This window comes from Pseudomonas sp. 2hn (genome assembly GCF_019646095.1).
GTDB classification, from domain to species: domain Bacteria; phylum Pseudomonadota; class Gammaproteobacteria; order Pseudomonadales; family Pseudomonadaceae; genus Aquipseudomonas; species Aquipseudomonas peradeniyensis.
In genome coordinates, this window is record NZ_CP081016.1 from 5,006,169 (window position 1) to 5,031,342 (window position 25,174).

Annotated in this window: 22 protein-coding genes; 13 read left to right on the forward strand and 9 right to left on the reverse strand. The window is 67.1% G+C overall.

Translation table 11 applies throughout. The features are described 5' to 3' along the window. Nucleotides 1-8: 8 nt before the first annotated feature. The 6 genes from K2O50_RS22580 to K2O50_RS22605 all read left to right on the forward strand — a co-directional run bounded on the left by K2O50_RS22580 (nt 9) and on the right by K2O50_RS22605 (nt 5,457). Nucleotides 9-719, forward strand: a complete 711-nt coding sequence (locus tag K2O50_RS22580) for a hypothetical protein (RefSeq protein WP_050703714.1) — start codon at nt 9-11, stop codon at nt 717-719. Further along, a complete protein-coding gene (locus tag K2O50_RS22585; RefSeq protein ID WP_050703725.1) occupies nt 716-1,639 on the forward strand; it encodes a hypothetical protein in 924 nt (307 codons plus the stop codon). Before K2O50_RS22580 ends, K2O50_RS22585 begins: the two co-directional genes overlap by 4 nt. Next, entirely contained in the window at nt 1,636-2,175 is a 540-nt protein-coding gene (locus K2O50_RS22590) for a hypothetical protein (RefSeq protein ID WP_050703713.1), read from the forward strand. The genes K2O50_RS22585 and K2O50_RS22590 overlap by 4 nt, the downstream gene beginning before the upstream one ends. Beyond that, the gene (locus K2O50_RS22595; RefSeq protein ID WP_050703712.1) at nt 2,172-2,876 is read left to right on the forward strand and encodes a hypothetical protein; all 705 of its coding nucleotides are present in this window, start codon (nt 2,172-2,174) and stop codon (nt 2,874-2,876) included. Before K2O50_RS22590 ends, K2O50_RS22595 begins: the two co-directional genes overlap by 4 nt. After that, nucleotides 2,849-3,820 carry a hypothetical protein gene (locus tag K2O50_RS22600; RefSeq protein ID WP_050703711.1) on the forward strand — a complete coding sequence of 324 codons (972 nt, stop codon included), beginning with the start codon at nt 2,849-2,851 and terminating at the stop codon, nt 3,818-3,820. The genes K2O50_RS22595 and K2O50_RS22600 overlap by 28 nt, the downstream gene beginning before the upstream one ends. A gap of 467 nt (nt 3,821-4,287) precedes the next feature. Next, a complete protein-coding gene (locus K2O50_RS22605; RefSeq protein ID WP_050703710.1) occupies nt 4,288-5,457 on the forward strand; it encodes an MFS transporter in 1,170 nt (389 codons plus the stop codon). Here K2O50_RS22605 and K2O50_RS22610 read toward each other — a convergent pair. From K2O50_RS22610 to K2O50_RS22635, 6 genes are all read right to left on the reverse strand, one after another. Continuing rightward, nucleotides 5,435-6,361: a LysR substrate-binding domain-containing protein gene (locus tag K2O50_RS22610; protein WP_050703709.1), complete on the reverse strand. Its 927-nt coding sequence runs from the start codon at nt 6,359-6,361 to the stop codon at nt 5,435-5,437. The two genes, K2O50_RS22605 and K2O50_RS22610, sit on opposite strands and share 23 nt — an antisense overlap. Nucleotides 6,362-6,399: 38 nt before the next feature. After that, a complete protein-coding gene (locus K2O50_RS22615; protein ID WP_050703724.1) occupies nt 6,400-7,344 on the reverse strand; it encodes an HlyD family secretion protein in 945 nt (314 codons plus the stop codon). A 9-nt stretch (nt 7,345-7,353) separates the two neighbouring features. After that, nucleotides 7,354-7,560, reverse strand: coding sequence for a DUF1656 domain-containing protein (locus tag K2O50_RS22620; RefSeq protein WP_050703708.1), 207 nt, complete (start codon nt 7,558-7,560; stop codon nt 7,354-7,356). Further along, nucleotides 7,550-9,706, reverse strand: coding sequence for an FUSC family protein (locus K2O50_RS22625; RefSeq protein WP_050703707.1), 2,157 nt, complete (start codon nt 9,704-9,706; stop codon nt 7,550-7,552). The genes K2O50_RS22620 and K2O50_RS22625 overlap by 11 nt, the downstream gene beginning before the upstream one ends. Before the next feature lie 60 nt (nt 9,707-9,766). Next, nucleotides 9,767-10,387, reverse strand: coding sequence for an isochorismate family cysteine hydrolase YcaC (ycaC, locus tag K2O50_RS22630; protein WP_050703706.1), 621 nt, complete (start codon nt 10,385-10,387; stop codon nt 9,767-9,769). Between the two features lie 443 nt (nt 10,388-10,830). Next, nucleotides 10,831-11,820: a Fic family protein gene (locus K2O50_RS22635; RefSeq protein WP_050703705.1), complete on the reverse strand. Its 990-nt coding sequence runs from the start codon at nt 11,818-11,820 to the stop codon at nt 10,831-10,833. Nucleotides 11,821-12,039: 219 nt separating this feature from the next. Between K2O50_RS22635 and K2O50_RS22640 the strand changes: the two genes are divergently transcribed. The 4 genes from K2O50_RS22640 to K2O50_RS22655 all read left to right on the forward strand — a co-directional run bounded on the left by K2O50_RS22640 (nt 12,040) and on the right by K2O50_RS22655 (nt 16,454). Continuing rightward, nucleotides 12,040-12,429: a nuclear transport factor 2 family protein gene (locus K2O50_RS22640; protein ID WP_050703704.1), complete on the forward strand. Its 390-nt coding sequence runs from the start codon at nt 12,040-12,042 to the stop codon at nt 12,427-12,429. Between the two features lie 87 nt (nt 12,430-12,516). Beyond that, nucleotides 12,517-14,016, forward strand: coding sequence for a cytosine permease (locus tag K2O50_RS22645; protein WP_050703703.1), 1,500 nt, complete (start codon nt 12,517-12,519; stop codon nt 14,014-14,016). A 13-nt stretch (nt 14,017-14,029) separates the two neighbouring features. Beyond that, a complete protein-coding gene (locus K2O50_RS22650; protein ID WP_050703702.1) occupies nt 14,030-15,460 on the forward strand; it encodes an aldehyde dehydrogenase family protein in 1,431 nt (476 codons plus the stop codon). 736 nt (nt 15,461-16,196) lie between these two features. Next, complete coding sequence (locus K2O50_RS22655) at nt 16,197-16,454, forward strand: hypothetical protein (protein WP_050703701.1); 258 nt, start codon at nt 16,197-16,199, stop codon at nt 16,452-16,454. A gap of 174 nt (nt 16,455-16,628) precedes the next feature. Here the strand turns inward: K2O50_RS22655 and K2O50_RS22660 are convergent, their stop codons facing one another. The 3 genes from K2O50_RS22660 to K2O50_RS22670 form a co-directional block, all read right to left on the reverse strand. Beyond that, nucleotides 16,629-19,031, reverse strand: a complete 2,403-nt coding sequence (locus K2O50_RS22660) for a DUF3772 domain-containing protein (RefSeq protein ID WP_050703700.1) — start codon at nt 19,029-19,031, stop codon at nt 16,629-16,631. Between the two features lie 54 nt (nt 19,032-19,085). After that, a complete protein-coding gene (gene ada / locus K2O50_RS22665) occupies nt 19,086-20,144 on the reverse strand; it encodes a bifunctional DNA-binding transcriptional regulator/O6-methylguanine-DNA methyltransferase Ada (RefSeq protein WP_050703699.1) in 1,059 nt (352 codons plus the stop codon). A 177-nt stretch (nt 20,145-20,321) separates the two neighbouring features. After that, on the reverse strand, nt 20,322-20,948 hold the full coding sequence (locus K2O50_RS22670) for a DNA-3-methyladenine glycosylase (RefSeq protein WP_220689942.1): 627 nt from the start codon (nt 20,946-20,948) through the stop codon (nt 20,322-20,324). Nucleotides 20,949-21,116: 168 nt separating this feature from the next. On the opposite strand from K2O50_RS22670, the gene K2O50_RS22675 reads away from it, so the two are divergent. From K2O50_RS22675 to K2O50_RS22685, 3 genes are all read left to right on the forward strand, one after another. Further along, a complete protein-coding gene (locus tag K2O50_RS22675; RefSeq protein ID WP_050703696.1) occupies nt 21,117-21,632 on the forward strand; it encodes a sigma-70 family RNA polymerase sigma factor in 516 nt (171 codons plus the stop codon). Next, nucleotides 21,625-22,575 carry a FecR domain-containing protein gene (locus tag K2O50_RS22680; RefSeq protein ID WP_050703695.1) on the forward strand — a complete coding sequence of 317 codons (951 nt, stop codon included), beginning with the start codon at nt 21,625-21,627 and terminating at the stop codon, nt 22,573-22,575. Before K2O50_RS22675 ends, K2O50_RS22680 begins: the two co-directional genes overlap by 8 nt. 96 nt (nt 22,576-22,671) lie before the next feature. Next, entirely contained in the window at nt 22,672-25,146 is a 2,475-nt protein-coding gene (locus K2O50_RS22685) for a TonB-dependent receptor (RefSeq protein ID WP_050703694.1), read from the forward strand. Nucleotides 25,147-25,174 lie beyond the last annotated feature (28 nt).

Below are 25,174 nucleotides of genomic sequence, written 5' to 3' on the forward strand. Positions count from 1 at the left end.
GGTGCCCGATGGCAAAGACGAAAACGGTCTACCAGACCTCCCCACTGGGCTTGTTCACTGGCACCGCCGAAGCGGACGAGTCGCCGCTGGAGCCCGGCGTGTTCCTGATCCCCGGCGGCTGCGTGGAGACGGCGCCGCCGTCGATCCCCGAGCACAAGGCCGCACACTGGAATGGCCAGACCTGGTCCCTGGTGGACTACTACGACGGCCTGGTGGTCTTCAGCATTACCACCGCCGAGGCCCTGACCATCACCGGCATGGGGCCGGTCCCCTCGGGTTACACGGTGAAAAAGCCCGGACCGGACCAGGTGTGGAAGAACGGCGAATGGGTGGACGACACCACCGCCGTTCTGGCCAAGCTCCACCAGCAGAAGCTGGGCGAGATCAACACCGGCTGCGCGCAGTACATCGAGGCCGGCTTCGATTCGTCGGCCCTGGGCGAGGCACACCGCTACAGCAGTTCGCTGGAGGACCAGGTCAACCTGACCGGCCTGGTGTTCAGCGGCCTGGACAGCGCCTACCCCTGCACCGGCAGCGATGGCGTGCGCCAGTTCCTGGCCCATACCCGCGACCAGTTGCTGCAAGTTAACAAGGACCTGGTCCTGTTCAAACAGTCGGCCCTGCAACACGCCGACCAACTCAAGCGTGACGCGGCGAAGGCGCTGCAGGACAAGAAACTCGGCACGCTGCGCGCCATCCAGTGGACGGTGCCGGCATGAGCTGGTCGCCCGTCACCTTGCGCTGGCCCGCTGAGGCGACCCGCTGGATGGGCCAGCTCGACGCCGCCAAGGCCCTGGCCGGCAGCGAGCTGGCCAGTACCGCCCAGCGCCTGAGCGGCCTGCAGGGCCTGGCCAGCACCAACCCCGGCCCAGTCGGTGCCGCAGCCAAGGGCGCGATCGAGGCCGGGCGCCAGGCCCTGGCCGAACAGCTGGGCGAAGTGCCCAGGTGCCTGGTGGTGACGCCGTTCCAGAGCGGTATCGGCCAGGGGCGTGGCTACCAGCGCTTCCTGTCCGCGCCGAACCTGCTGCAGCAGTTGGCCAACAAGCTTACCGACGCCACCGACAACGGCAGCCCCCAGGGTGAGCAGCACGCACTGTGCCTGCTGTTCCTGGGTACCCGCCACGATCAGCTGGCCGCCGGCCTGGCCCGCTTCAACGCCCTGATGCCGATCCCCGAACTGGTGCGCGCGCAACGCCGCGCCGAACACCTGGCCCGGCTCGAAACCGAGAAATGGCAGATTCCCCAGGCCACCGCCCTGCCGCGCTGGGAAACCTTGCCGCTGGAGCGCTGCACAGTGCTGAAAGCCGCGCAGCAGTCGCTGGCCGGGCAGATCGCGGTGCTGGAAAGCTACGCCGCCGACAGCTCGCCCATGAGCGACCTGGCCGGGCTGGCGGCGCGCAAGGCCAACCAGCAGCAGGTCCGTGACCAACGCCTGGCCGACCTGCGCCAGCTGCTGGAGGGCGGCCAGGCCGACAGCTCGGTACGCACCCGCCTGCTGGGCCCGGGCAACAACACACAACTGCGCCGCATGCTGCTCGAAGGCGATGCCCCGGGGCATGAATGGGTGATGAGCGCCGGCGTGATCCTGGTCGGCTCGGCCAAGGGCCTGAGCTTCGTTCGTGAAATGGTGGGTTTATGACACTGCTACTGTTGGACGGCCAGCCCGTCGAAGGCAAGACCCTGAAAGTCACCGGCAACCTGCGCATCGAAGCCGAGGACCTGTCCGGCCAGACCAGCAACACCGACACCGCGCACAAGGGCTTCAAGCCCAAGACCCTCACGGTCACCCTGACCATCCCCTACGTCAACGGCGCCTGGCTGCGCAGCCTGATGCGCCTGGCCGAAGCTACCGAGAGCGGCGGCCAGCTCAAGACCTACCGCATCGTCAACGACACGGCCGAGGCCTTTGGCATCCGCCAGGTGCGCTTCGCCGAGAACGTCAACGCCCGGGAGGACGACTCGCTGGCCTGCTGGCGGGTACAGTTCGGCCTGGCCGAAAAGACCTCCAACCCGGAAAAGGTCGAGAAGCGCCGCGCCAAAAAACGCGTCAAGGCCCAGGCCGCTCCGGGGGCGGCGGTGGGCGCGAAAGAGGAGGAAGAGGAGAAGGACCCGGAGTTGACCAGCTTCGAGCGCCTGCTGAAAAAAGTGGATGACTGGCTGGGAGAGAAGTCATGAAGCTGCATCAGGTACTCAATGTCGGCGGCGAGCGTTACGAGCTGGTCAGGGCGGACGTGCGCCTGGAGCTGCGCAACCCGGGGCGGGCGACCTTCATCGTCCAGGCCGAGGCGCCCCTCAAGGGCCTGGTCACCCTCGACATCGGCTACAACGACAGCCCGCTGCAGCGGCATTTCATCGGCTACGTCGAGCGCTGTACCAGCGCCAATGCCAGGCAGCAATTGCTGTTCTGCCGTGAACTGGCGGCGATCCTGGCCAGGCCGCTGCCGATGAACCTGCGCCACGTCGACCTGCGCGGCGTGCTCGACCAGATCGGCCAGCAGACCGGCCTGCGCTTTCGCGTGCCCGAGCGGCCCTACGCGTCGGTGCGCGCGCCGTTCTTCTACAGCCTGGCCGCCGGCTTCCAGGCCATGGAAAGCCTGGCCCAGGTCTTCGACATCCCCGACTTCATCTGGCAGCAGCAGGGCAACGGCGAGGTCTACGTAGGCAGCTGGGCCGACAGCTACTTCGGCGCGCGCCCCGCGCTGCAACTGCCCATGGAGCTGTTCGACAACTACCAGGGCAACCAGAGCGCCAGCATTGCGGCCCTGCCGGGGCTGCGTCCGGGCGCACCGATCAACCACGGCGAGCGCGTGACCCATGTCGCGCTGGCCGACAGCCAGATGGCCATACGATGGAAGACGCAATCCGCCGCGCCGTAGCGCGCCAGTTCCCCGAAATCACCGGCGGCTATCACCTGCCGCGCTTCGGCCGCGTGGTCGCGGTGCCCGATGCGCCGGCGGCGCCCGGGCTATGCGACGATTTCCGCCCGCGCTTCGGCGTCGATGTCCAGGTGCTGCTGCCGGACGGCGAGCCCGACCCGACGCTACCGGTGTTCACCAGCCTGCCGCTGCCGGCACCCATGGGCGGCCAGGAACGCGGCATGTTCGGCTTCCCCGAGGAGGGCACAACGGTGGTGCTGTCGTTCGCCTACGGGCTGCCGCACAAGCCGTTCATCCAGCAGATCCTGCCCCACGGGCTGAGCCTGCCCAAGGTGCCGAAGGGCGACCTGGTGTGGCAGCACAGCGAGGCCTGCCAGCAGCGCGCCGACGCCGACGGCAACTGGCTGCGTCAGACCGATGGGCGGATCCGCGACAAGGCGATCGAGCGTGAAGTCGAGGCGCTGGCCAACACCGAGCAGTTCCAGAGCCATGCCCGGACGGTGGACGACCACTCGACCGAGACCGTCGGCGGGGTCAAGAAGATCGAGGCCCTCGGCGCGCTCAAGCTGCTGTCCGGCGGCTCCGCCAGCCTGGCTGCCCTCGATGACTTGCACCAAGCCACCGGGCGCGACCTGAACCTGGCGGTGGGGCAGAAACTCAACGCAGCGATTGGCGGCGACGTCCAGGAGCGGATCGAGGGCCTGCGCCACAGCGTGGTGAAGATCAGCCAGCGCCTGCAGGCGCCGAAGACCTGGCTGGGCTCCGAGGCGGTGAACGTGCTGCAGGTGCTCTGCGACCTGCTCGACCTGGTTCAGGAAATGAACACCGAGCTGGCCGGGCACGTGCACGGGCCCACGCCACCACCTGGCAATGCGGCGGCCTTCAGCGGCGCGGCGGTGCGGGCCCAGGCCATGGGACTCAAGTTGAAGCCGATCACGCTGTGATCTTCAGGGCATTTCGCATTCGCGGGGCCAGCCCGCTCCCACAGGTTCAGCCTTGAGCCTGTGGGAGCGGGCTGGCCCCGCGTTGCGTTTGGGCGGAAAAAGTTGAGTGTTCGCACGACTGACTGCCAGAAGACTTGGATTTACCCCATCGGGAACAGCTTTGCAGCATCACCAGCGTGGGAGCGGGCTTGACCCGCGATCACCGGCGAAGCCGGTGCCATGCCTATAATCGCGGGGCAAGCCCACGCTGGTGATGATTCCCTGCGCGACCTCTCAGCCCATGGAGTCCTGTTCAGCCTGAAAGAACCCAAAGCTTCATCGCCTGCGCACAACCGTCTACAATCCCTCCTGCTTGAACCGGGATAACCGAAGCACTGCCTCGAAACCCGATGGACCTGACCACTGCCGGTCAACCGTCGGGACAAATGGGTCCGGACCTTGGCCGGCCCGTTTATCGGAGGCAACACATGAGCCCGCGTATCTGGCTGCTGGCCCTGGCGACATTCGCCACGGGCATGGCGGAAAACATCACGGTCGGCATCCTGCCGGCCCTGGCCGATGGCCTGCAGGTCCCGCTCGGGATCGCCGGGCAACTGACCACGGTCTTCTCCCTGAGCTTCGCCCTCGCCGCCCCCTTCTCTCCCCTGCTGACCACCCGTTTCCCGTTGCGCCGACTGCTCTGCATCACCCTGGCCCTGTTCGCCTTGTGCAACCTCGCCGCGGCCCTGGCGCCGGGCTATACCGCGCTGCTGCTCGCCCGCATCGGCATGGCCACGACCAGCGCCCTGACCTGCCTGACCTGCACCCTGATGGCCACGCGCCTGGTGCCCGAAGCCCTGCGTGGCCGAGCCATTGGCGTGATCTTCATGGGCATCTGCAGCTCACTCGTGCTGGGCGTTCCCGCCGGAATGCTGCTATGTGACGTGCTGGGCTGGCGCGGGGTGTTCACTGGCCTGAGCCTGCTGGCGATCGCAGTGCTGCTGATGGCCTGGCGCGGGCTGCCGCAACTGCAGAGCAGCGAACGCATCGCCCTGGGCAGCTACCTGCGCCATCTGCGCGACAGTCGCCTGGTGGCCGCCCAGGGCGTGTCGCTGTTGATGATCGCCGGGCACTTCACGGTGTTCGCCTACCTGGCCCCTTATGCCCGGCAGGTCGCCGACATCCCCGTGCAATGGCTGGCCGCCCTGTTCGCCGCCTTCGGAATCGCCGGCGTCTCGGGCGGCTATGCCGGCGGCTGGATGGCGGACCGGCTCGGTGCAGGCCGCTCCATCGCCCTGGCGCCACTGCTCTATCTCGCCAGCTTGCTGGTACTGCCCCTGAGCGTCGGCACGCCCTGGCTGTTCCTGTCGGCGATGATGCTCTGGGGCGGGCTCAGCTGGACCACCTCGCCCGTGGTGCAGAGCTACCTGGCGACCCGTGGCCCGGATACCTTCCCGGCGGGCATGAGCCTGAACATGTCGGCCATGCACCTCGGTGTCGGGCTGGGTTCGGCCATCGGCGGCGTGGTGATCACCGGGGCGACGCTGGCGGCCACCCCCTGGGCCGGCGCCGCGCTGACCGCGTTGGCGGCAGGCCTGGCGTTCTGGTCGGCCCGCCCACCCGCAGAGCCTGGTTTCAACGAGCGCGAACCGGCGTAGCGGCCTGCTGCTCCTGCTCGAAGGCATCGGCCAGGTAGTCGATCAGCTTGCGCACCGCGGGCATCAACCCGCGACGAGAAGGGAACAACGCCACCACCTCCCCTTCCCGTGGCGCCCAGTCGTCGAGGACATGCACCAATCGCCCGGCGGCCAGGTCGTCGCGCACCGCCTCCTCGGGCAACAGCACCGCGCCCACGCCGGCCAGGGCGGCCTCGCGCAGCACCGCGAGGTCGTCCGACACCACGCGGGGTCGATGGCGCACGGCAGCCTCGGCGCCTGCGGGCCCGACCAGCATCCAGGAGGCGTCCTGCACATTGGCGCCCCAGTTCAAGCTCGGCAGAACCTGGAGCCCTTCCGGCGACAGCGGGCGCCCGTGTTCGGCGAACAGGCCGGGCGCGGCCACCAGGCACTGCCGGCTCGGGGCCAGGCGACGCATCACCAGCTCGCTGCTTTCCAGTGGCTGGTGCTGCACGCTCAGCACCAGGTCGAAGCCCTCGCCGATCACATCCACCCGGCGGTTGTAGCTCTTGACCAGCAGCTCGACCACCGGGCATTGCGCCATGAAGCGCGCCAGCATCGGCGCCAGCCGCGAATCGAGCAACGCGGTGCTGCTGGCCAGGCGCACGATGCCGCGGGGCTCGGCGCGGTTGCGTTCGACCGCATCCTCGGCGGCGACGGCCTGCTCGAGCATACCCAGGCAATGGCGGTAATACTCCAGCCCCACCTCGGTCACCTGGAACTGCCGCGTGGAGCGCTGGATCAGGCGCACGCCGAGGCGCTCCTCGAGTTTGGCCACGCGCCGGCTGAGGCGGGACTTGGGCAGGCCAAGGATGCGCCCGGCGGGCGCGAAGCCGCCGTGCTCCACCACCTTGGCATAGAGATAAAGGTCGTTCAGGTCGAACATCGGCAACACTCGTCCACGGCTCACTGCTGCATCATCCGTCATTCTTCGAGGATCGTCACAGTGGCGGTGGTCCCGGCCCGCAAAGCAGGCGCCTCGGCATTCTTGGGCTCCAGGCGCAGGCGTACCGGCACGCGCTGGGCCAGCTTGACCCAGGTGTAGTTCGGATTGACGTTGGCCAGCAGGCGGTTGCCCGGCTGGTTCTCACGGTCGGTGATGGCGTAGGCGATGCTCTCCACCGTGCCCTGCAACGCCTGGCCATTCATCAGCACGATGCGCGCCCGGCTGCCGACGGCGATGCGCGGCAGCTTGGTCTCCTCGAAGTAGCCACTGACATGGAACGAATCGCTGTCCACCAACGCCAGTAACGCGGCGCCCGGTTGCGCGAAGTCGCCCTGGCGGGTCAGCAGGTTGGTGACATGACCATTGACCGGCGCCAGCACCTCGGTGCGCTGCAGGTCAAGCTGTGCCTGTTCCAGCGTGGCTTCGGCCAGTTGCACATTGGCTTGCGCCAGGCCGAGGCTGGACTGCTCGCGCAGCAGGTCGGCCTGGGCCACAGCCACATCAGTCTTGGACTTTTCCCACTCCTCGGCGGAAATGGCCGACAGTGACTGCAGCTTGCCCCGGCGCTGTTCCTCGCTACGCCGCTGCTTGAGCAATGCCTGGTTGGCGACGATGTTCGCCTGCGACTGCCCCAAGGCTGCCCGTGCCACCTCGACCGCGCGCCGGGCATGCAGCACGGCCAGTTCATAGCGCGCCGGGTCGATGCGCAACAGCAGGTCGCCCTTGTGCACGAACTGATTGTCCCGCACCGGCAGGGCGACGATTCGGCCACTGACCTCCGCCGCCAGGGTGACCACATCGGCCCGCACCCGTGCGTCGCGGGTCCAGGGCGCCTGGGTATAGTGCGTCCAGGCCAGCCAGCCCAGCACGATGGCAACGGTCAGCATGACCAGGGTCAGGCTGCGCGACAACAGCGGCTTGATCGACGACATCTACCTGCTCACTCCCATCCACAACAACAGGGCCGCGCAAATCGCGGTGTACAAGGCACCCTGGAACAGCGCCGGATGCCAGACGAATGCCAGCACGCCCACCCGGCGCAACAAGGCATCGACCAGCAGAAACAACGGCAGCGCCAGCAGCAGCGCCTGGGCGATGGGCGGCAGGTAGACCCCGCCCACCTCGAAATCAATGGGCATTGGCCACCTCCGGCAACAGCCGCGATCGTTCAGCTTCCAGCACCTGGCGATAACGCGCCAGCAACTGCCCGGCCACCGCCAGCGCCACCCGCAGGATGAACAGTCGGCGCAAGGCGTCACGCCCCATCTGCCCTGGCGCGCCATGCAGGGCATCGAGCAACTGCGCCTGATCGTCCAGTTCCCGTAACAGCGGATCGAGCGCTACCGCGCCCTGGCCACCGACGAAGTCGGCGACGCCCTGCAGGCTTTCCCGCAAGCGTGTCCGGGTCGCCGATGGCAACGCCAGATCACTGTTGGACAAAGCACGCGCCTGGCCCAGGGCGATGGCCAGCGCCGGGCATACCAGCGCGCACTCGACACGCTCGCGCGAGGTCATGTCCGCAGCGGCCGGCAACAGACCAATCAGCGCCGACAGGCGATCAAGCAGCAGGCTCTCGAAGGCGAACTGCCCGGCCAGCGAACCGCTCCCGAGCACCTGGCGGCGCACATCCTCACGGGTCTGGCGAAACAATCGGGCGATGCGTTTCTGCGCATTGAACGGAAAGACCAGCGCAAACACGGCCATCGCCAGCACCCCGGCCACCAGGTAGCCACCGGCGAACTCGAACCACTGGATATCGCTGTTGTGATAGGCCCCGACATTCTGCGGCCCGATCATCAACAGGCTGATCAGGCCGATGCCCATGCCGATCCCCGCGGTCATCGGGTTGGCCAGGCCGACCGCCGCCAGGTACAGCAACGGTGCCAGGCACAGGGCAAGCATCTCGAAGTCGGTGAACAGCGGCAGCAGGGCGAACTGATAGAGCGCCGACAAGCCCATGCCCACCAACAGCCCGCGGTTGTAGTTCTGGCTGGCCAGCAGCGGTCGGGGCAAGGTCGCCATCAGCGAACACATCACGCCCATCAGGATCACCGCCGAACGCGCGCCATCCCAGGCGCTCTCGATCCACAACCCGCCGATCAGCAGCAGGGCCAGGCAGGCGCGCACGGCGTTCATCGCCGCCAGCGGCCAGTCCAGGTGCAAGGCGCTGGCGCGCCCCTGCTGCTGGGGACAACTGGCCAGACGACCCTGCTGGATCGCCTCGTTCAGCTCGATCAGCTCGTCCAGTTGCTGCAGCAGGCGCGCCTGCTCCCAGCGCAAGGCCCAGGCCAGGGCGCGCAGGTGCGGGGGCAGTGGCTCATTGAGAAATTCCGCACGGTCGGCGGCGTCATCGAACCCCTTGTGCAGGGTGCGCAGGGCCTCGCGGTCCGCTGCCGAGAGCGCCATACCGTCACGCGCCAGCGCATCCAGGCTGGCCAGTTCGGCGTCGCGCAGCAGCTGGATATCCGCGGGCAGCGGCCCCTGCCAATGCGCCTTGATCAGCTCACGCTGCTGACGCAGCACCAGCAGTCGCGAAACCAGCAGCACCAGCTGGTTGGCGAACAGTTGCACCAGTCCATCGCCGCTGCGCAGGTGCGGGGCATCGAAGTACAGGTGCCGACGCAACCCCTCCAGCGCGCTGACCTCGGCGATCAACCGGGCCTGACGCTGACCGAATGCGGCCTCGTCCTCTTCGGTGCGGATCACCTCGGCGGCATGCTGGGCGATCAGTTTCAGCAGGCTGTCGACTTTGGCGAAATAGCTGTTGGCCACCGCCTGCGGGCGGGCCGTCAGCAGGCTGACAACGGCCACGCAGGCCACCGCCAGCAAGGTCTCGGTAACCCGTGTGACGGCCAGCATGAAGGTGCCCTCGGGCTCGGGTACGGCCAGCATGGCCACCACCACCGCGGTAAAGCCGCTGAGCACGAAGGCATGGGAATCGGTATAGCGCAGCAAGGTGCCACCGGCGGTGCACAGCCCCAGCCACAGCGCCAGGCTGACCAGCAGGGTGTACGGCATCTGCGCGAACAACGCCATCAGCAGCACGGCCACCGCCGCGCCGACCACGGTGCCGAGCACCTGCGCGAGGCTGCGCTTGAGGGTCATGCCGGCCAGCGGCAGGCTGATGATGATCACCGTCATCAGCGCCCATTTCGGTTGTTCCAGGTCGAACACGAATGCCAGGTAGAGACACAGCAGGCCCGCTACCACCGTACGCAGCGCGAACAGCAGCACATCGCGCCCGGGGCGCAGGGCAAGCCTGAAATAGGCAATCAGTGGAGCCATCCATTACCTCGTAACCGACAAGGCGGGTCCGGGCCCCGGCACCGGGGCCCGGACACACCGTCACTTGGCCAGCTTGCTGTAGCTGGTCATCAGGTTACGGTAGTCGGGAATGTGGTTGGAGAACAACGTGCCCAATCCTTCGATGTCGTTGCGCCAGTCGCGGTGCAGCTCGCAGGCCACGCCGAACCAGGTCATCAGCTGGGCGCCGGCGGCCTCCATGCGACGCCAGGCCGAGTCGCGGGTCAGCTCGTTGAAGGTGCCGGAGGCGTCGGTGACCACGAACACATCGAAGCCCTCCTCCAGCGCCGACAGCGCCGGGAAAGCCACGCACACCTCGGTGACCACGCCGGCGATGATCAGCTGCTTCTTGCCAGTGGCTTTCACTGCCTTGACGAAGTCCTCGTTGTCCCAGGCGTTGATGTTGCCGGGGCGGGCGATGTAGGGCGCTTCGGGGAACTGCTCCTTGAGCTCGGGCACCAGCGGGCCGTTGGGGCCGGTCTCGAAGCTGGTGGTGAGGATGGTCGGCAGCTTGAAGTACTTGGCCAGGTCGGCCAGCGCCAGCACGTTGTTCTTGAACCGGTCCGGGTCGATGTCGCGCACCAGCGACAGCAGCCCGGTCTGGTGATCGACCAGCAGTACCGCGGCGTTGTTCTTGTCCAGACGCTTGTATTGGAATGCCATGGTGGATCTCCTTGCTTGGATGGGGAACAGCCAGAGTCAGTTGCGTTGCGAGTCTAGTTGCTCATGACCGGTGACGACGGCCTGGGCCCTGGTGTAGCTCTCGATCAGCAGCATCGCGGCGTTTCCGGGGTCGAGTCGTGGCACCTGGCCTTCAACGTTGGCAGCTTGCGAGAAATTGCTAATCGTTCTCTCCTCTTGGCGTGGAGAACAGGCCATCCTGGCCGCTGCGGTCGGGCCGCGCCCCACACATCCACAGTGGGGACTATGAGAGTAGGCAACGCAGGCTGAACGAAGCGACCGTCAGTCGGCGGGCCGTGGCAAATACCCGTGCGGCCTGGGGCCAGGCGGGCGACAGGGCTAACGGTAGAGAGGAGAGGCGCGGGCCGGTAGGCCCATGGGTGAACCCTCAGAGTTCCATCTGGAGAACAATGAGGCGGGCACTGTTATTGTGAGGTACGACGATATTGCTGCATCGGACTGCGCGGAGCTGCCGGATCGGTCATTTCGATCAGACCGGCCGCCAGCGCTGGCTTGAGGTAGTTCGCTCTGAAGGTATGCCGATGAGACAGCTCGAGGCGCTCCATCAGTTCATTGGCGCGCAGCGCGACACCCGGTTTCAGAACCTCCAGCAATCGCGCTACTTGGTCGGTTACTTGGTCGGTTACTTGGTCGGTCTCACTCGCCTCGGCCAATGCCTTTCGCAGCGCCTGGAGCATGAACTCGACAAAGGGCGTGGCCTCGCCAGCCTGATCCGCAGCCGCCAAAGCACCGTAGTACGTCTCCTGCTGGGCACAGATCACCGACTCCACCGGCAGGTAGGCGAGTACCGGGCGCCAGCGGCTCAGTATCAGCGTCTGCCACAGACGACCCATTCGCCCGTTGCCATCGGCGAAAGGATGGATGAACTCGAATTCGTAGTGAAAGACGCAGCTGCTGATCAACGGGTGCCAGTCACTGGCGCCCAGCCAATGCAGCAGGTCATGCATCAGCGGCTGCAAGCGACTGGCAGGCGGTGCCATGTGCAACAGGCGCTGGCCGCGATAGATGCCGACACCTCCTTGGCGAAACTGGCCGGCGTCGTCGATCAACCCCATCATCAGCAGCTTGTGGGCAGCCAGCAGATCAGTCTGACGCTCGGGCAGCCAGCCGCTCATCGCTTCATAGGTGGCAAAGGCATTGCGCACCTCCTGGATTTCACGCGGCAGGCCGAGTACCCGCTTCCCTTCCAGAACCGCAGTGACCTGTTCGACGCTCAGTGTATTGTTTTCGATCGCCAGCGAGGCCTGGATGGTACGAATGCGGTTGCCCCGCCGCAGTTGCGGGGTAAGCGCCACTTCCCGATTGGCCGTAAGTGCCCCCACCTGCTCGCTGATATCGGCAACCAGCGCCAGCATGCGCGGTGTCACGGTCAGTGGCGGCAGATACTGGCTCATGGGAATGTCCATCGGGTCTGAAAGCGTGGGAACGATCGTGAAGCTTGATGACGTCAAGGCTGCCGACACCTTAGCCAGTGGCAACACCCGGGTAAAGCACAGTACCCCTTTGGTTCACGATTTCCTGAACTGATTATTTGCCCACAGCGATTTTTCCCCCCGCCCGCCCCCACCAGAATCGCTTCACCAACAATCACAATAAACCGTGAGGCCACTCCCGTGGACCAGACACTCCAGGTACGGCAGGCCGCCGCCGACCTCGTCGCCGCCTTCGCCAGCAACGACACCGCCCGCTACTTCGCCTGCTTCAGCGAAGACGCCACCTTCCTTTTCCACACCGTGCCGCAACCGCTGATGTCTCGCCGCGCCTATGAAGATCTCTGGGCCAGCTGGCAGGCTGATGGATTCGCCGTGCTCGGCTGTGAGTCCAGCAACGCGCAGGTGAGCCTGCAGGGCGACGTGGCGATCTTCATGCACGATGTGGCCACGCGCCTGCGCGTGGCCGGCGAAACCCTCGACCTGAACGAGCGCGAGACCATCGTCTTGCGCCTGCAAGGCGAGCGCTGGCTGGCCTGCCACGAGCACCTGTCGGTCGTCTCGCCGGCCTGATCCCCTTTCAAGCGGCCCTGCCGCACTGCCATCGCACACACAACAAGGCCGCCCGACGGCCGACAACATTCGCGCTGGAGCATCACCATGAGCCACTCGACCGGTATCGAGACCAATGGCGTCGAACAGATCCCCGACGATCAACGCGACGCCGCCCCGCTGGACCTGTTCCGCCTGATCTTCGGCGGCGCCAACACCTTTGCCACCGCCGTGCTGGGCAGCTTCCCGGTGCTGTTCGGGCTGTCGTTCCAGGCCGGCGTCTGGGCGATTTTGCTCGGCGTCGGCGTGGGCGCGCTGATCCTTGCGCCGATGGGCCTGTTCGGCGCGCTCAATGGCACCAACAACGCGGTATCGTCCGGCGCCCACTTCGGCGTGCACGGGCGCATCGTCGGCTCGTTCCTGTCGCTGCTGACCGCCGTGGCGTTCTTCTCGCTGTCGGTGTGGAGTTCGGGCGATGCCCTGGTCGGCGGCGCCAAGCGCCTGGTCGGCCTGCCGGAAACCGACCTGACCCTGGGCCTGGCCTACGGCCTGTTCGCGGTGCTGGTGCTGGTGGTGTGCATCTTTGGTTTTCGCTTCATGCTGTGGGTCAACAAGATCGCGGTGTGGGCCTCGAGCCTGCTGTTCCTGCTGGGTATCTTCGCCTTCGCCGGGCCCTTCGACGCGGGCTACGCCGGCAGCGTCAACCTCGGCCAGGCCGGCTTCTGGGCGGCGTTCGTCGGCGCGGCGATTTTGGCCATGAGCAACCCGGTGTCGTTCGGCGCCTTCCTTGGCGACTGGTCGCGCTATATCCCGCGCGAAACCGCCAAGTCGCGCATCATGCTGGCGGTGATCCTGGCCCAGGCCGCCACGTTGATCCCGTTCCTGTTCGGCCTGTGCACCGCCACCCTGGTGGCCAGCCAGGCACCGGACTACATCGCCGCCAACAACTACGTCGGCGGCCTGCTGGCGATCTCGCCGGGCTGGTTCTTCCTGCCGGTGTGCCTGATCGCGGTGATCGGCGGCATGTCCACCGGCACCACGGCGCTGTACGGCACCGGCCTGGACATGTCCAGCGTGTTCCCGCGCCTGCTCAGCCGCGCCGCCGCCACCCTGCTGATCGGCGTGCTGGCCATCGGCTTCATCTTCGTCGGCCGCTTCACCTTCAACCTGGTGCAGAGTGTGTCGACCTTCGCCGTGCTGATCATCACCTGCACAAGCCCCTGGATGGTGATCATGATCCTCGGCCTGATCACCCGCCGCGGCTTCTACCATGCCGACGACCTGCAGGTGTTCACCCGTGGCCAGCAAGGCGGCCACTACTGGTTCGACCATGGCTGGAACTGGCGCGGCATGGGCGCGTGGATCCCCAGCGCGGCCATCGGCCTGTGCTTCGTCAACCTGCCGGGGCAGTTCGTCGGCCCGCTGGGCGAGCTGGCCGGCGGCATCGACCTGAGCCTGCCGGTGACCCTCGGCATCGCCGCCGTGCTGTACCTGATCCTGCTCAACCTGTTTCCTGAACCCGCTGGCGTGTATGGCCCACAAGGCCCGCGCTGGGTGCGCTGCAAAAGCACGCCCGTAAAGCCCGTGACCACCGCCGAAATGGCCTGACTGGAATCCGACCATGACCACACCCCACTACATCGACGGCCGCTGGGTCGAAGGCCAGGGCAGCGACTGCATCGTTGTCCACAACCCGTCCGACGGCCAGCCGTTCGCCGAACTGATGGCCGCCAGCAGCGCCCAGGTCGACCAGGCCGTGGCCGCCGCGCGTCGCGCCCTGGCATCGTGGAAGACGGTCAGCGCCGCCGAGCGCGCCACCTACCTGCGCGGCTTCGCCGAACAGCTGGGCCAGCGCCGCGACGAACTGATCGCCCTGCAGATGCGCAACAACGGCAAGCCGCGCCACGAGGCCGAAATCGACCTGGACGACGCCATCGCCACCTTCGCCTACTACGCCGATCTGGCCGAGCAACTGCCGGCGAAGAACCGCGACGTGCCCCTGGCCGCCCCGGGCTTCACCGCCCGCACCCGCCTGGAACCGGTGGGCGTGGTCGGCCTGATCGTGCCGTGGAACTTCCCGCTGGTGACCAGCGCCTGGAAGCTCGCCCCGGCCCTGGCCGCCGGCTGCACGGTGGTGCTCAAGCCTTCCGAGGTCACCCCGCTGATCGAGCAGGCCTACGGCCAGATCGCCGAGCTGCTGGGCCTGCCGGCCGGCGTACTCAATATCGTCAACGGCAAGGCCGAGACCGGCGCCGCCCTGAGTGGCCACAATGGCCTGGACAAACTGTCGTTCACCGGCAGCAACGGCGTCGGCAGCCAGGTGATGCGCGCCGCCGCGGCCCAATGCCGACCGGTGACGCTGGAGCTGGGCGGCAAGTCGGCCATCGTGGTGTTCGACGATTGCGATGTCGACCAGGCGGTGGAGTGGATCGTCGCCGGCATCACCTGGAACGCCGGACAGATGTGCTCGGCCACCTCGCGCCTGCTGGTGCAGGACGGCATCGCCGATGCCCTGCTGCCGCGCTTGCAGGCGGCGCTGGAAGCCTTGCGGGTGGGCAACCCGCTGGCGGAAGAAGTGGACATGGGGCCGCTGACCAGCCAGGCGCAGTGGCTCAAGGTCGCCGGCTATTTCGCCACCGCCCGCGAAGAAGGCCTGAAGTGCCTGGCCGGCGGCAAGGCGCTGGACCGCGACGGCTGGTTCGTCAGCCCGACGCTGTACGTGGATGTGCCGGTGAGCAGCCGCCTGTGGAGCGAGGAGATCTTCGGCCCGGTGCTGTGCGCGCGGCGCTTCGGCAGTGAATCCGAAGCCATCGCCCAGGCCAACGACAGCCGCTTCGGCCTGGTGGCCACCGTATGCTCCGCCGACCTGGAACGCGCCGAGCGCGTGGCCGATGCGCTGGAGGTCGGGCATGTGTGGATCAACTCGGTGCAGGCGGTGTTCGTCGAGACCTCGTGGGGCGGGACCAAGGGCAGCGGCATTGGCCGAGAGCTTGGGCCTTGGGGGCTTTCGGGGTATCAGTCGGTGAAGCATGTAACGCGGTGTTTGGGGTGAGTAGCTGAGCCCTTTCACAGGACGCGTGAGGTTGGCAGGTGTTCGACGGCAGCCTTGCAGCGCCTGCGAGATCGAGCGCCGCCCGCGCGGCGCATCGCGACGCAAGGCCGCTCCTACATTTGTTGCAACGTGCCGAACCTGTCAGGCCATGGTTGCCCGCCTTGGTGCATGTCTTGAGACAGGTGAGGCGCCAGTGGTGCCCACGCTGCGACCGCGTCGTACCAACAAGGCGGACCCGGTAATGGCACAGGATTGACTGGCCCGAAACAGATGTAGGAGCGGCCTTGCGTCGCGATGCGCCGCGCGGGCGGCGCTCGATCTCATAAGCGCTGCAAGGCTATCGGCGAAGACAAGGTCGCCTTCTCGCGATATCACTTGGAACCCATCGCGGGTCAAGCCCGCTCCCACGACAATCAACACCTCTTCAGCCGTAAGACATTTCCGAACCTGAAACAAGGTGCTTCAAAGCAGAACAGCTTGGGAATTACCCTACGCACGCTGCCGACGCGTCTGAATTGTCGAGGGCCATCAGCAGGACTAACTTCCCCAGGTCGTCGTTCTGACGATCAGGTGTGAGAGCCTGAGATCTGGTTTGCAGCCTTTGCGGCAGCTGTGCGCGGGCAGGATTCGTCCTGGCCGGGTTCCCAGGTTTCCGGTCTCTCACCCTGCGTACAGCTGCCACCCAATCCTGTGAGAGGGATCAGCGTGCAGCTCCTGACTAACCTGGAGATTCGCAATGAAAAAGATCGTTCCTGATCCCCCCCCTGCCAAATCGCTCAACCGCCCCTTCTTCACCATCAACGACGATATGCCCACCACCGAAGCGCTGCTTCACGCCATCCAGCTGATGCGCGGTATCGAAGACACCATCGACGAGTACTGCTGCGCCCTGTCCGGCGAACTCGGGCTGGGGATGCTGGTGAACGCCGCACACAACGTGCAGATGGGGCGGGCGCTGGCGGAGCATGCATTGAACCGCTGCTCTTGCGGCTGACGCCTGGAGACCTGCCCTGCACGATCCCTGTAGGAGCGGCCTTGTGCCGCGAAAGGGCCGCGTAGCGGCCCCAGATTTCAGTGTTGAGCAAAGATCGTCGGGGCCGCTACGCAGCCCTTTCGCGGCACAAGGCCGCTCCTACAGGGGCGTGGGCGGGCAGGCCCCGCGATGGCCTCACGCCGGCTCGTCGGCCGGTCGCCCGTTCTCCTGCACCAGCACCATGCTCTGCGGCGACGACAGGGCGATGCCCTCGTCACGCAAGCGCCCGAGGATGGTGAACAGCAGGTCGCTGCGCGTGCTCGACACCTGCCGCGGCGAGGCCACGTAACCGCTCACACCGATCACCATGCCACTGCTGGTCAAATCCTTGAAGGTCACCGACGTGGCCGGCGCATCGAGGATCGACTCATGCTCCTTGTACGCCGCCAGCAACACCTCGCGCACCTTCGCCGGGTCAGTCTCCAGCGGCAGCGTCAGGGTGATGCCAACTACCCCCAGGGCATTGGCCATGGTCACGTTGCGCACGTTCTGCGAGATGAACTGCGAGTTGGGCACGATCACCGTCGAGCGGTCGGACATCTGGATCTCGGTGGCGCGCACGTTGATCCGGCGAATGTCGCCCTCGACACCGGCCAGGCTCACCCAATCGCCCACCTTCACCGGGCGCTCGGTGAGCAGGATCAGGCCGGAGATGAAGTTCTGCACGATCTGCTGCAGGCCGAAACCGATACCCACCGACAGCGCACTGACCACCCAGGTCAGGCTGGTCAGGTTGATGTGCAGGGTGGACATCACCAGCATGGCCAGGAACAGGAAGCCCAGGTAGCCGACCAGGGTCACCAGCGAGGCGCGCATGCCGGCGTCCATGTCGGTCTCCGGTAGCAGTCGCTCGCTCAGCCAGCGCTTGACCACGCGGATGGCGAACCAGCCACCGAGGAAGATCGCCACGGCCAGGAAGATGTCCTGGGGCACGATGTTCAGGTTGCCCAACACCTTGCCGCCGGTGCCGTCCCAGTCCGCCAGGCTCAGCAGCAACTCGCCCGGGCTGGTGCCCGAAGGCATGAACACCAGCAACGCGGCGGCGAACAGCAGCAGCGTGCGACCGATACCCGCCAGCACCGTGCTGGCCTGGGCCTGGTGGCGTTGCTGCAGGCCAAGCGCCGAGGCCAGTGCCAGGCCACCGGGCTGGCGGGGCGACAGCAGGGTTTCGCACAAATCGCCGAACACCGTGACCAGCAAGTAGGCACAGACCACCACCACGCTGATCCACAGCAGCTTGGCGGTGAGGAAGTAGGCCAGTGTCAGGTAGCCGGCAAGCAGGGTCAGCAGGATCGCCAGCACCCACACCACGATCACGAACGGGATCAGCCCGGCCAGGCCCTTGGGCCGCTCCAGGTCATGCTGGCGACGGGCACGGCGGTAGCGCAGCAGGGCCACGACGAACAGCAGCGACACCACCAGGGCGGTCAGGCCGTTGGTGGCCAGGGTCAGCGCCAGGCTGGTGCCGATCACGCTGTTGATGCGCTCCTGGGTCAGCAGCACCATCAGCGCCAGGGCCAGGACCTTGGGGAACCAGCCCAGGGCGCTGGCCACTTCGTCGGGGATCGGCGGCAGGCGCCAGGACGGGCGCTGCAGCATCAGCATGGCGCGGCCCAGGCCCGAAATGAAGGCACTGAAGATCACCAGGGCGAGGATATGGTTGGTCAGGCTGGCGAGGTCCGTGCCAAGGTCGGCGCTGCTCTCCAGGCCCCAGCGCAGCAGCGACACGGAGCCGGAGATGGTGCCCAGGGTCGCCAGGCTGACGCTCAGCGCCAGGGCGCTGCGGCGCAGGCGGCCTTCGGGCAGCCAGCGGATCATGGCGTCGGCCAGCAGGCGCTCCAGCACCCGGCGCACCAAGGTCCAGACCAGCACCGCCGCCACCAGCGCGGTGATGAACAACCAGCGGTGCTCGGCGCTGAAGGCGCTGGCCATGGCGTCCGACACCTCGCCACGCAGGTCGCGCAGGCGCGCCACGTCGTCGTCGGTGGGGCGGATCAGGCTCGACCAGAACGCCGGGCTCAACGGGCTGGCGGCGCGGCTGGTGATCTGCGAGTTGAACAGGCTGCGGCGCAGGTTGACGATCTGTGTCGACAAGTCACGGGCCGACTGGGTCAGCGTGGTGGCGTCCTTCTGCTCGGCGACCAGCTTGTTCTTTTCGTCGTTGAGCTGCTTGCGCTGGCGGGTCAGGCTCTCGGCCTCCTCCTCCAGCGGCGGGCCGAGCACGTTGAGCTGGTCGTCCAGGCGCTGCACGTCGGCGGTGCGCTGGGTGACCAGCACATCGGCCTGGCGCTGCACCTGCAGGGCCGACTGGCGCAACTGCGCAAGCAGGTCGTCGTTGGCGTTGCTGGTGACGCCCTGGCGGATCTGGTCGAGCCGTTCGCTCAACTCCTCCAGGCTGGCGTTCTCGTCCAGCACCTGCTGCTCGGCCACGGCCAGGCGCGATACCGGCGTGGCTGGCGCGGCCCAGGCAGGCACGGCCAGGCACAACAGCAGGGCGAAAATCCCCGCATAGAATCGGTCAAGGCTGACACGCCTCATCGAATGCTCCTCTACACAACTCGACAGGGCGTGAATTCTACGCGGTCTGGAGGCTCAGGAGAGTGCCGTCTCTCGGTCCAGCAGCTGGCGCTTGCGTTCGATGCCCCAACGGTAGCCGCTGAGGTCGCCGTCGCGGCGCACCACCCGGTGGCAGGGAATGGCCACGGCGATCGCGTTGGCCGCGCAGGCCTGGGCGACGGCCCGCACAGCCTTGGGCGCGCCGATGCGCTCGGCGATGTCGGTGTAGCTGACCGTGGTCCCGGCCGGCACCTCGCGCAGCGCCTGCCAGACCCGCTCCTGGAACGCCGTGCCCTGCACATCCAGGGGCAGCGCCAGGCCCAGGGCCGGGGCCTCTACAAAGCCGATCACCTCGGCCACCAGCCGCTCGAAGGCGTCATCGCCGCCGATCAGCTGGGCCTTGGGGAATTTGTCCTGCAGGTCCTTGAGCAAGGGCTCGGGCTCGTCACCGAGCAGGATCGCGCAGATGCCCCGTTCGCTCTGGGCCACCAGGATCGCCCCAAGTGAGCACTGGGCCAGGGCAAAGCGAATGGTCGCGCCCTGGCCGCCGGCACGGTATTCCCTGGGGCGCATACCGAGGCGCTCGCCGGCGCTTTCGTAGAAGCGGCTGTTGGAGTTGTAGCCGGCATCGAAGATGGCTTCGGTGACGCTGCCGGCGGCGTCCAGGCGCTCGCGCAGACGCTGGGCGCGGAAGGCCGAGGCATAGGCCTTGGGGGTCAGGCCGGTCTCGGCCTTGAACAGGCGGTGCAGGTGAAACGGGCTGACGTTCAGCTCGCTGCCGAGCTGGTCGAGGTTGGGCGCGGTCTCGCTGGCCTCGATCAGGCGACAGGCGCGGGCCACCAGCTCGGTGCGGCGGCTGCCCTGCCCGCCCTTGCAGCGCTTGCACGGGCGGTAGCCGGCGGCCTCGGCCTGGGTGGCGGCGCTGAAGAACTCGACGTTCTCGCGCTTGGCCAGGCGCGACTTGCAGGCGGGCTGGCAATACACGCCGGTGGTGCGCACGGCGTAGACGAAATGGCCGGTGGCGGCGGTGTCGCGGGCCTGCACGGCGTGCCAGCGTTCGGCGTCGGTGGTGTAGGTGGTCGGGGCGGGCTTCATCAGGGGCCTCTCCTGGGATTCGATACCGTCAGCCTGGCAGGGTGGATGATGCGTGGAACTCCGATTCTTGCGGTGTTTTCACGGGCCCTATCGCGGGGCAAGCCCGCTCCCACGCTGAACACTGATGGCGTGGGAGCGGGCTTGCCCCGCGATAGGGCCATGCAGGCGTACGACACTTCAAGCCCGCCACAGGTACCAGGCCGCCACGGTGCGATACGGGCTCCACGCCCCGCCCAATACCCGCATCTGCGCAGGCGTCGGCGCCTTGTCCAACCCCTTCATGCGCCGATACCCCTCGCGCACGCCAAAATCATCCACCGGCAGGATATCCGATCGCTCCAGGCTGTAGATCAGCAGCATTTCCACGGTCCAGCGCCCCACCCCGCGCAATGCCACCAGGCGCTCGATCAGTGCGGCATCCGACATGCGCAGCGCCTCGTCCCGGCTGGGCACCACGCCCTCCAATCGCGCCTGGGCGATCCCGTGAACCGTGGCGATCTTGCTCGCGGAAAACCCACAGGCGCGCATCGCCTCCGGCGTCACCGCCAGCAACTGTTCGGGCGCGGGAAACGCCCCCTCCGCAAACAGCGCCAGCAATCGCCCGAGGATCGCCTCGGCCGCCCGCGCGTGCAACTGCTGGTAGGCGATGGCCCGCACCAGCGCCTCGTACGGCTCGCGCCCGGGCGTGGCACGGTGCAGGCAAGGCCCCACGGCGGCAATATGCCGCGCCCAGTCCGGGTCCTGCCCGGCCAGCCAGGCGGCGGCATCGTCAAAGGCTTGCGGGGAAAGGTCTGCAAGGATCATCAAGGGCATTCGCACAAGTCACGATCCCCTAGCCTAGCCCAACCGTTCATCGGTGAAACGCTCAATCTTGCGCATCGAATTACTGGCCTACCATTGCTCCGCCCGCCACGCCACGCATAGAATTGAGAACTATTAACAATCACATTATCCGGGCAGGCTCTCCAGACGATGCAGATCGAAGACACGCTGAAACCGGCCGAGGTCGATCTGCTCTATCAGGCGCACCACCGCTGGCTACGCGGCTGGCTCGGTGCCCGGGTCGGCTGCCGGGAGCACGCCGCGGACCTGGCCCAGGACACTTTCGTACGCCTGCTCAAGGCACGCCAGGTTTCACCGCTCAAGGAGCCGCGGGCCTACCTGTGCAGCATCGCCCGCGGCCTTATGATCGACCAGTTCCGCCGCCGCGCCCTGGAAAAAGCCTACCTCGAGAGCCTGGCCAGCTTGCCCGAGCTAGAAGCCCCCAGCGAGGAACAGCGCCTGCTGATCCTCGACACCCTCGAACGCCTCGACCGCGCCCTGCAACGCCTCAAGCCACGGGTGCGCCAGGCGTTCCTGCTGGCCCAGCTCGACGGCCTCACCCTCACCCAGGTCGCGCAACGCCTGGGCGTCTCCCGGGCCACGGTCGAGCGCGACCTGGCCAAGGCCCTGGGTGTCTGCTACCGGATCCGCTACGCCGATGCCTGACCAGAACCCGACCCAGGCCCAGGTCGACCAGGCCATCGAATGGCTGGTGAAACTGCGCTACGACAGCCCCGGCCCACGCAGCGAACAGCAGTTCCAGCGCTGGCTGGCCAGCCACCCGCAGCATGCCCAGGCCTGGCAGCGGGTCAGCAGCCTCGGCGACGAACTGGCCAGCCTGCCCGCCGAGCTGAGCCGCCAGACCCTGGCCGGCAGCGAGCGCCGCCGCATGAGCCGGCGCGACCACCTCAAGCTGCTGTCGCTGCTCGCGCTCGGCGCCAGCGTCGGCTGGGCCGCGCGCGAGCCCCTGGGCCTGCCGGCGCTGATGGCCGACAGCCGCACCGCCACCGGTGAGCGCCGTGAGCTGCTGGGCAGCGACGGCAGCCTTATCCGCCTGAACACCGCCAGCGCCATCGACCTGCGCTACAGCGCCGAGCAGCGCCGGCTGACCTTGCTGCGCGGCGAGGTCAGCCTGGACGGCAACGCCAACGACAACCGCCCGTTCAGCATCGACACCCGCATCGGCGCCTTGAGCACCCAGGGCGGCCAGCTGCTGCTGCGGGAAAACGCCCAGGGCCTGCTGCTGGCCGTGCGCCGGGGCGAGGTGACGCTGTTCCCCGCCTCTGCCGCCGCGCATCAGGTCAAGCCCGGCGAGGTGCTGCAGGTATTCGCCCAAGGTGACTACCAGCCCGCCACCCTGCACAACGACCCCTGGGGCTGGACCGATGGCGTGCTCAGCGTGCAGCAGATGCCCCTGGCCGAGTTCATCGACGAACTGTCGCGCTACCGCCCCGGCCTGCTGCGCTGCGCGCCGGAAGTGGCCGGGCTCAAGGTCTCCGGCACCTTCCAGCTGGCCGACACCGACCAGATCCTGCTGCTGGTAGCCCGCAGCTTGCCGGTGCGCGTCGACTACCGCACGCGCTTCTGGGTGAGCATCGACGCCGCCTGAAAACATCGCAAAAAATAAATGAGGTGGAATCTCATTCTCGTCCGGCCTGAAGGAAACAAGCCCGAACAGTGGTCTGCCAACCTTCAGGAGCGCTTCATGATCCGCCCGTGTTCCCCCCGCAACGCCCCCTTGCGCCATGCCATCCGCGCCGCCGTCCTGGGCCTGGGCGTGGCCTGCGCCGGCCTGCCGCCGACCCTCGCCCTTGCCGTGCCCGCCAGCCAGAGCCAGCAGCGCGACTGGAACATCCCGGCCGGCCCGCTGGCCGCCGCGCTGGACCAGCTGGCGCGCCAGGGCGGGCTGAACCTGTCGTTCGACGCCACCAGCCTGCGGGGCAAGACCACCCAGGGCGTGCAAGGCCGGCATGACAGTGCCCAGGCCCTGCAGATCCTGCTGCGGGGCAGCGACGTGCAAGTCCAGCAGGAAAGCGACAAGAGCTTCCTGCTGCTCCCGGCCCTGGACGTCGGCGACGCCCTGCAGCTGGGCGCCACCAGCATCTCCAGCAACCGCCTGGGCGAGACCACTGAACACAGCGGCTCCTACACCACCGGGGCGGTGACCATCGGCAAGACCCCGCAAAGCATCCGCCACACCCCGCAGTCGGTGACCGTGGTCACCCGCCAGCGGATCGACGACCAGAACATCACCAACCTCACCAACCTGCTCGAACAGACCCCCGGCGTGGTGGTCAACCTCACCGACAGCGAGCGGGTGCAGTACTACTCGCGCGGCTACCAGATCGACGCCATCCAGTACGACGGCGCCACCGTGGTGCAGAGCAGCGGCGGCGGCTCGTTCATCCAGAGCGACTCGGCGATCCTCGACCGCGCCGAGGTCCTGCGCGGCGCCACCGGCATGCTGCGCGGCGCCGGCAACCCCTCGGGCACCGTCAACCTGGTGCGCAAGCGCCCCACCTACGAATTCCAGGGCGAAGGCAGCGTCACCCTCGGCACCTGGGACGCCCAGCGCTACGTCGCCGACCTCTCCGGGCCGTTGACCGAAACCGGCAACGTGCGTGGCCGGGTGATCGCGGTGCACGACGAAAAGGACCACTTCCAGCAGTCGCGCCAGGAGCGCAAGGACGTGCTGTACGGGGTTATGGCCTTCGACCTCGACGACAGCACCACCCTGACCACCGGCCTGGAATGGACCCAGCTCGACGCCACCGGCGCCTGGGGCAACCTGCCGGCCGACTACGACGGCTCGCCGCTGCCATTCGGCCGCAGCACCTACCTGGGCGCCGACTGGAACCGCTGGAACCGCAGCAACCTGCAGACCTTCGCCGAGCTCGAACACCGTTTCGACAACGACTGGACGCTCAAGCTGATGGCCCAGCGCACCCACTTCGAGCTGGACGACAACGGCTTCAAGCAGACCTACTTCAGCCGCGCCACCGGCACCGCCAACCCGACCCGCAACCCTTACCTGATGAGCTACCAGGTGACCGAAGGCGATGGCGGCGAGAGCCTGCAGAACAACCTCAGCGCCACCCTCAACGGCCCGTTCGATTTGCTTGGCCGCACCCACGAGCTGATGCTGGGCGTCGAGCGCATCCGCAACGACTCCTACGCCTCGGCCACCAACAATGTGCAGTCGGGCGTGTTCGACATCCGCACCTGGGACCCGAAGACCAGCCTGGCCAACCCGAACATCAATATCACCGCCCACCCGGTGCGCACCCGCACCACCCAGGAAGGCGCCTACGCCACCTGGCGCATCTCCCTGGCCGACCCGCTCACCGCGATCATCGGCGCCCGCGCCAACTGGTACGACTACGAGCAGGAGAACAACACCAAGGCCAGCGGCAAGTTCAGCGTCGACAACGAGCTCGTGCCGTACGCCGCGCTGATCTACGACCTCAACGAGAACTTCAGCACCTACGCCAGCTACACCGAGATCTTCAACCCGCAGACCAACACCGATGCCGCCGGCTCCGTGCTCGAACCGGTCACCGGCGAAGCGTACGAGACGGGGATCAAGGGCGAGTTCTACGAGGGCCGGCTGAACACCTCGCTGGCGTTCTTCCGCATCTACCAGGTCGGCAATGCGCTGGACGACCTCAGCGGACCAAACCCCTGCCTGCCCAACTACACCAGCGGCTACTGCAAGGTCGCCGCGGGCAAGAACCGCAGCCAGGGCTTCGAACTGGAGATTTCCGGCGAAGTGCTGCCGGGCTGGAACGTGACCGGTGGCTACACCTACAACACCACCGAATACCTCAAGGACACCACCGGCAACAACGGCAACCCGATCCGCACCACCGACCCCAAGCGCATGCTGCGCCTGTTCACCAGCTATCGCCTGCCGGGCGAGCTGCAGGCCTGGACCGTGGGTGGCGGCGTGCAGGCGCAGAGCGACATCTACAACCGCAGCGGCAGCGCCGAAGCCTCGCAGTCGGGGTATGCGGTGTACAACGCGATGGTCAACTACCGCTTCAACGACAACTATTCGCTGCAGTTGAACGCCAACAACCTGTTCGACAAGAAGTACTACCGCCAGGTGGCGCCGACGCCGACCGGCTACTACTGGGGCGATCCGCGCAATGTCTCGGTGACCCTGCGCGGCACCTTCTGAAGCGCATTGGCTGCCGCATCGGGAGCCA

Bases quoted from the DNA above. Each gene is read 5' to 3' on its own strand.
- K2O50_RS22580 (WP_050703714.1), top strand. From the start codon at position 9: ATGGCAAAGACGAAAACGGTCTACCAGACCTCCCCACTGGGCTTGTTC.
- K2O50_RS22585 (WP_050703725.1), top strand. From the start codon at position 716: ATGAGCTGGTCGCCCGTCACCTTGCGCTGGCCCGCTGAGGCGACCCGC.
- K2O50_RS22590 (WP_050703713.1), top strand. From the start codon at position 1,636: ATGACACTGCTACTGTTGGACGGCCAGCCCGTCGAAGGCAAGACCCTG.
- K2O50_RS22595 (WP_050703712.1), top strand. From the start codon at position 2,172: ATGAAGCTGCATCAGGTACTCAATGTCGGCGGCGAGCGTTACGAGCTG.
- K2O50_RS22600 (WP_050703711.1), top strand. From the start codon at position 2,849: ATGGAAGACGCAATCCGCCGCGCCGTAGCGCGCCAGTTCCCCGAAATC.
- K2O50_RS22605 (WP_050703710.1), top strand. From the start codon at position 4,288: ATGAGCCCGCGTATCTGGCTGCTGGCCCTGGCGACATTCGCCACGGGC.
- K2O50_RS22610 (WP_050703709.1), bottom strand. From the start codon at position 6,361: ATGTTCGACCTGAACGACCTTTATCTCTATGCCAAGGTGGTGGAGCAC.
- K2O50_RS22620 (WP_050703708.1), bottom strand. From the start codon at position 7,560: ATGCCCATTGATTTCGAGGTGGGCGGGGTCTACCTGCCGCCCATCGCC.
- K2O50_RS22625 (WP_050703707.1), bottom strand. From the start codon at position 9,706: ATGGCTCCACTGATTGCCTATTTCAGGCTTGCCCTGCGCCCCGGGCGC.
- ycaC (WP_050703706.1), bottom strand. From the start codon at position 10,387: ATGGCATTCCAATACAAGCGTCTGGACAAGAACAACGCCGCGGTACTG.
- K2O50_RS22635 (WP_050703705.1), bottom strand. From the start codon at position 11,820: ATGAGCCAGTATCTGCCGCCACTGACCGTGACACCGCGCATGCTGGCG.
- K2O50_RS22645 (WP_050703703.1), top strand. From the start codon at position 12,517: ATGAGCCACTCGACCGGTATCGAGACCAATGGCGTCGAACAGATCCCC.
- K2O50_RS22650 (WP_050703702.1), top strand. From the start codon at position 14,030: ATGACCACACCCCACTACATCGACGGCCGCTGGGTCGAAGGCCAGGGC.
- K2O50_RS22655 (WP_050703701.1), top strand. From the start codon at position 16,197: ATGAAAAAGATCGTTCCTGATCCCCCCCCTGCCAAATCGCTCAACCGC.
- K2O50_RS22660 (WP_050703700.1), bottom strand. From the start codon at position 19,031: ATGAGGCGTGTCAGCCTTGACCGATTCTATGCGGGGATTTTCGCCCTG.
- ada (WP_050703699.1), bottom strand. From the start codon at position 20,144: ATGAAGCCCGCCCCGACCACCTACACCACCGACGCCGAACGCTGGCAC.
- K2O50_RS22670 (WP_220689942.1), bottom strand. From the start codon at position 20,948: ATGATCCTTGCAGACCTTTCCCCGCAAGCCTTTGACGATGCCGCCGCC.
- K2O50_RS22675 (WP_050703696.1), top strand. From the start codon at position 21,117: ATGCAGATCGAAGACACGCTGAAACCGGCCGAGGTCGATCTGCTCTAT.
- K2O50_RS22680 (WP_050703695.1), top strand. From the start codon at position 21,625: ATGCCTGACCAGAACCCGACCCAGGCCCAGGTCGACCAGGCCATCGAA.
- K2O50_RS22685 (WP_050703694.1), top strand. From the start codon at position 22,672: ATGATCCGCCCGTGTTCCCCCCGCAACGCCCCCTTGCGCCATGCCATC.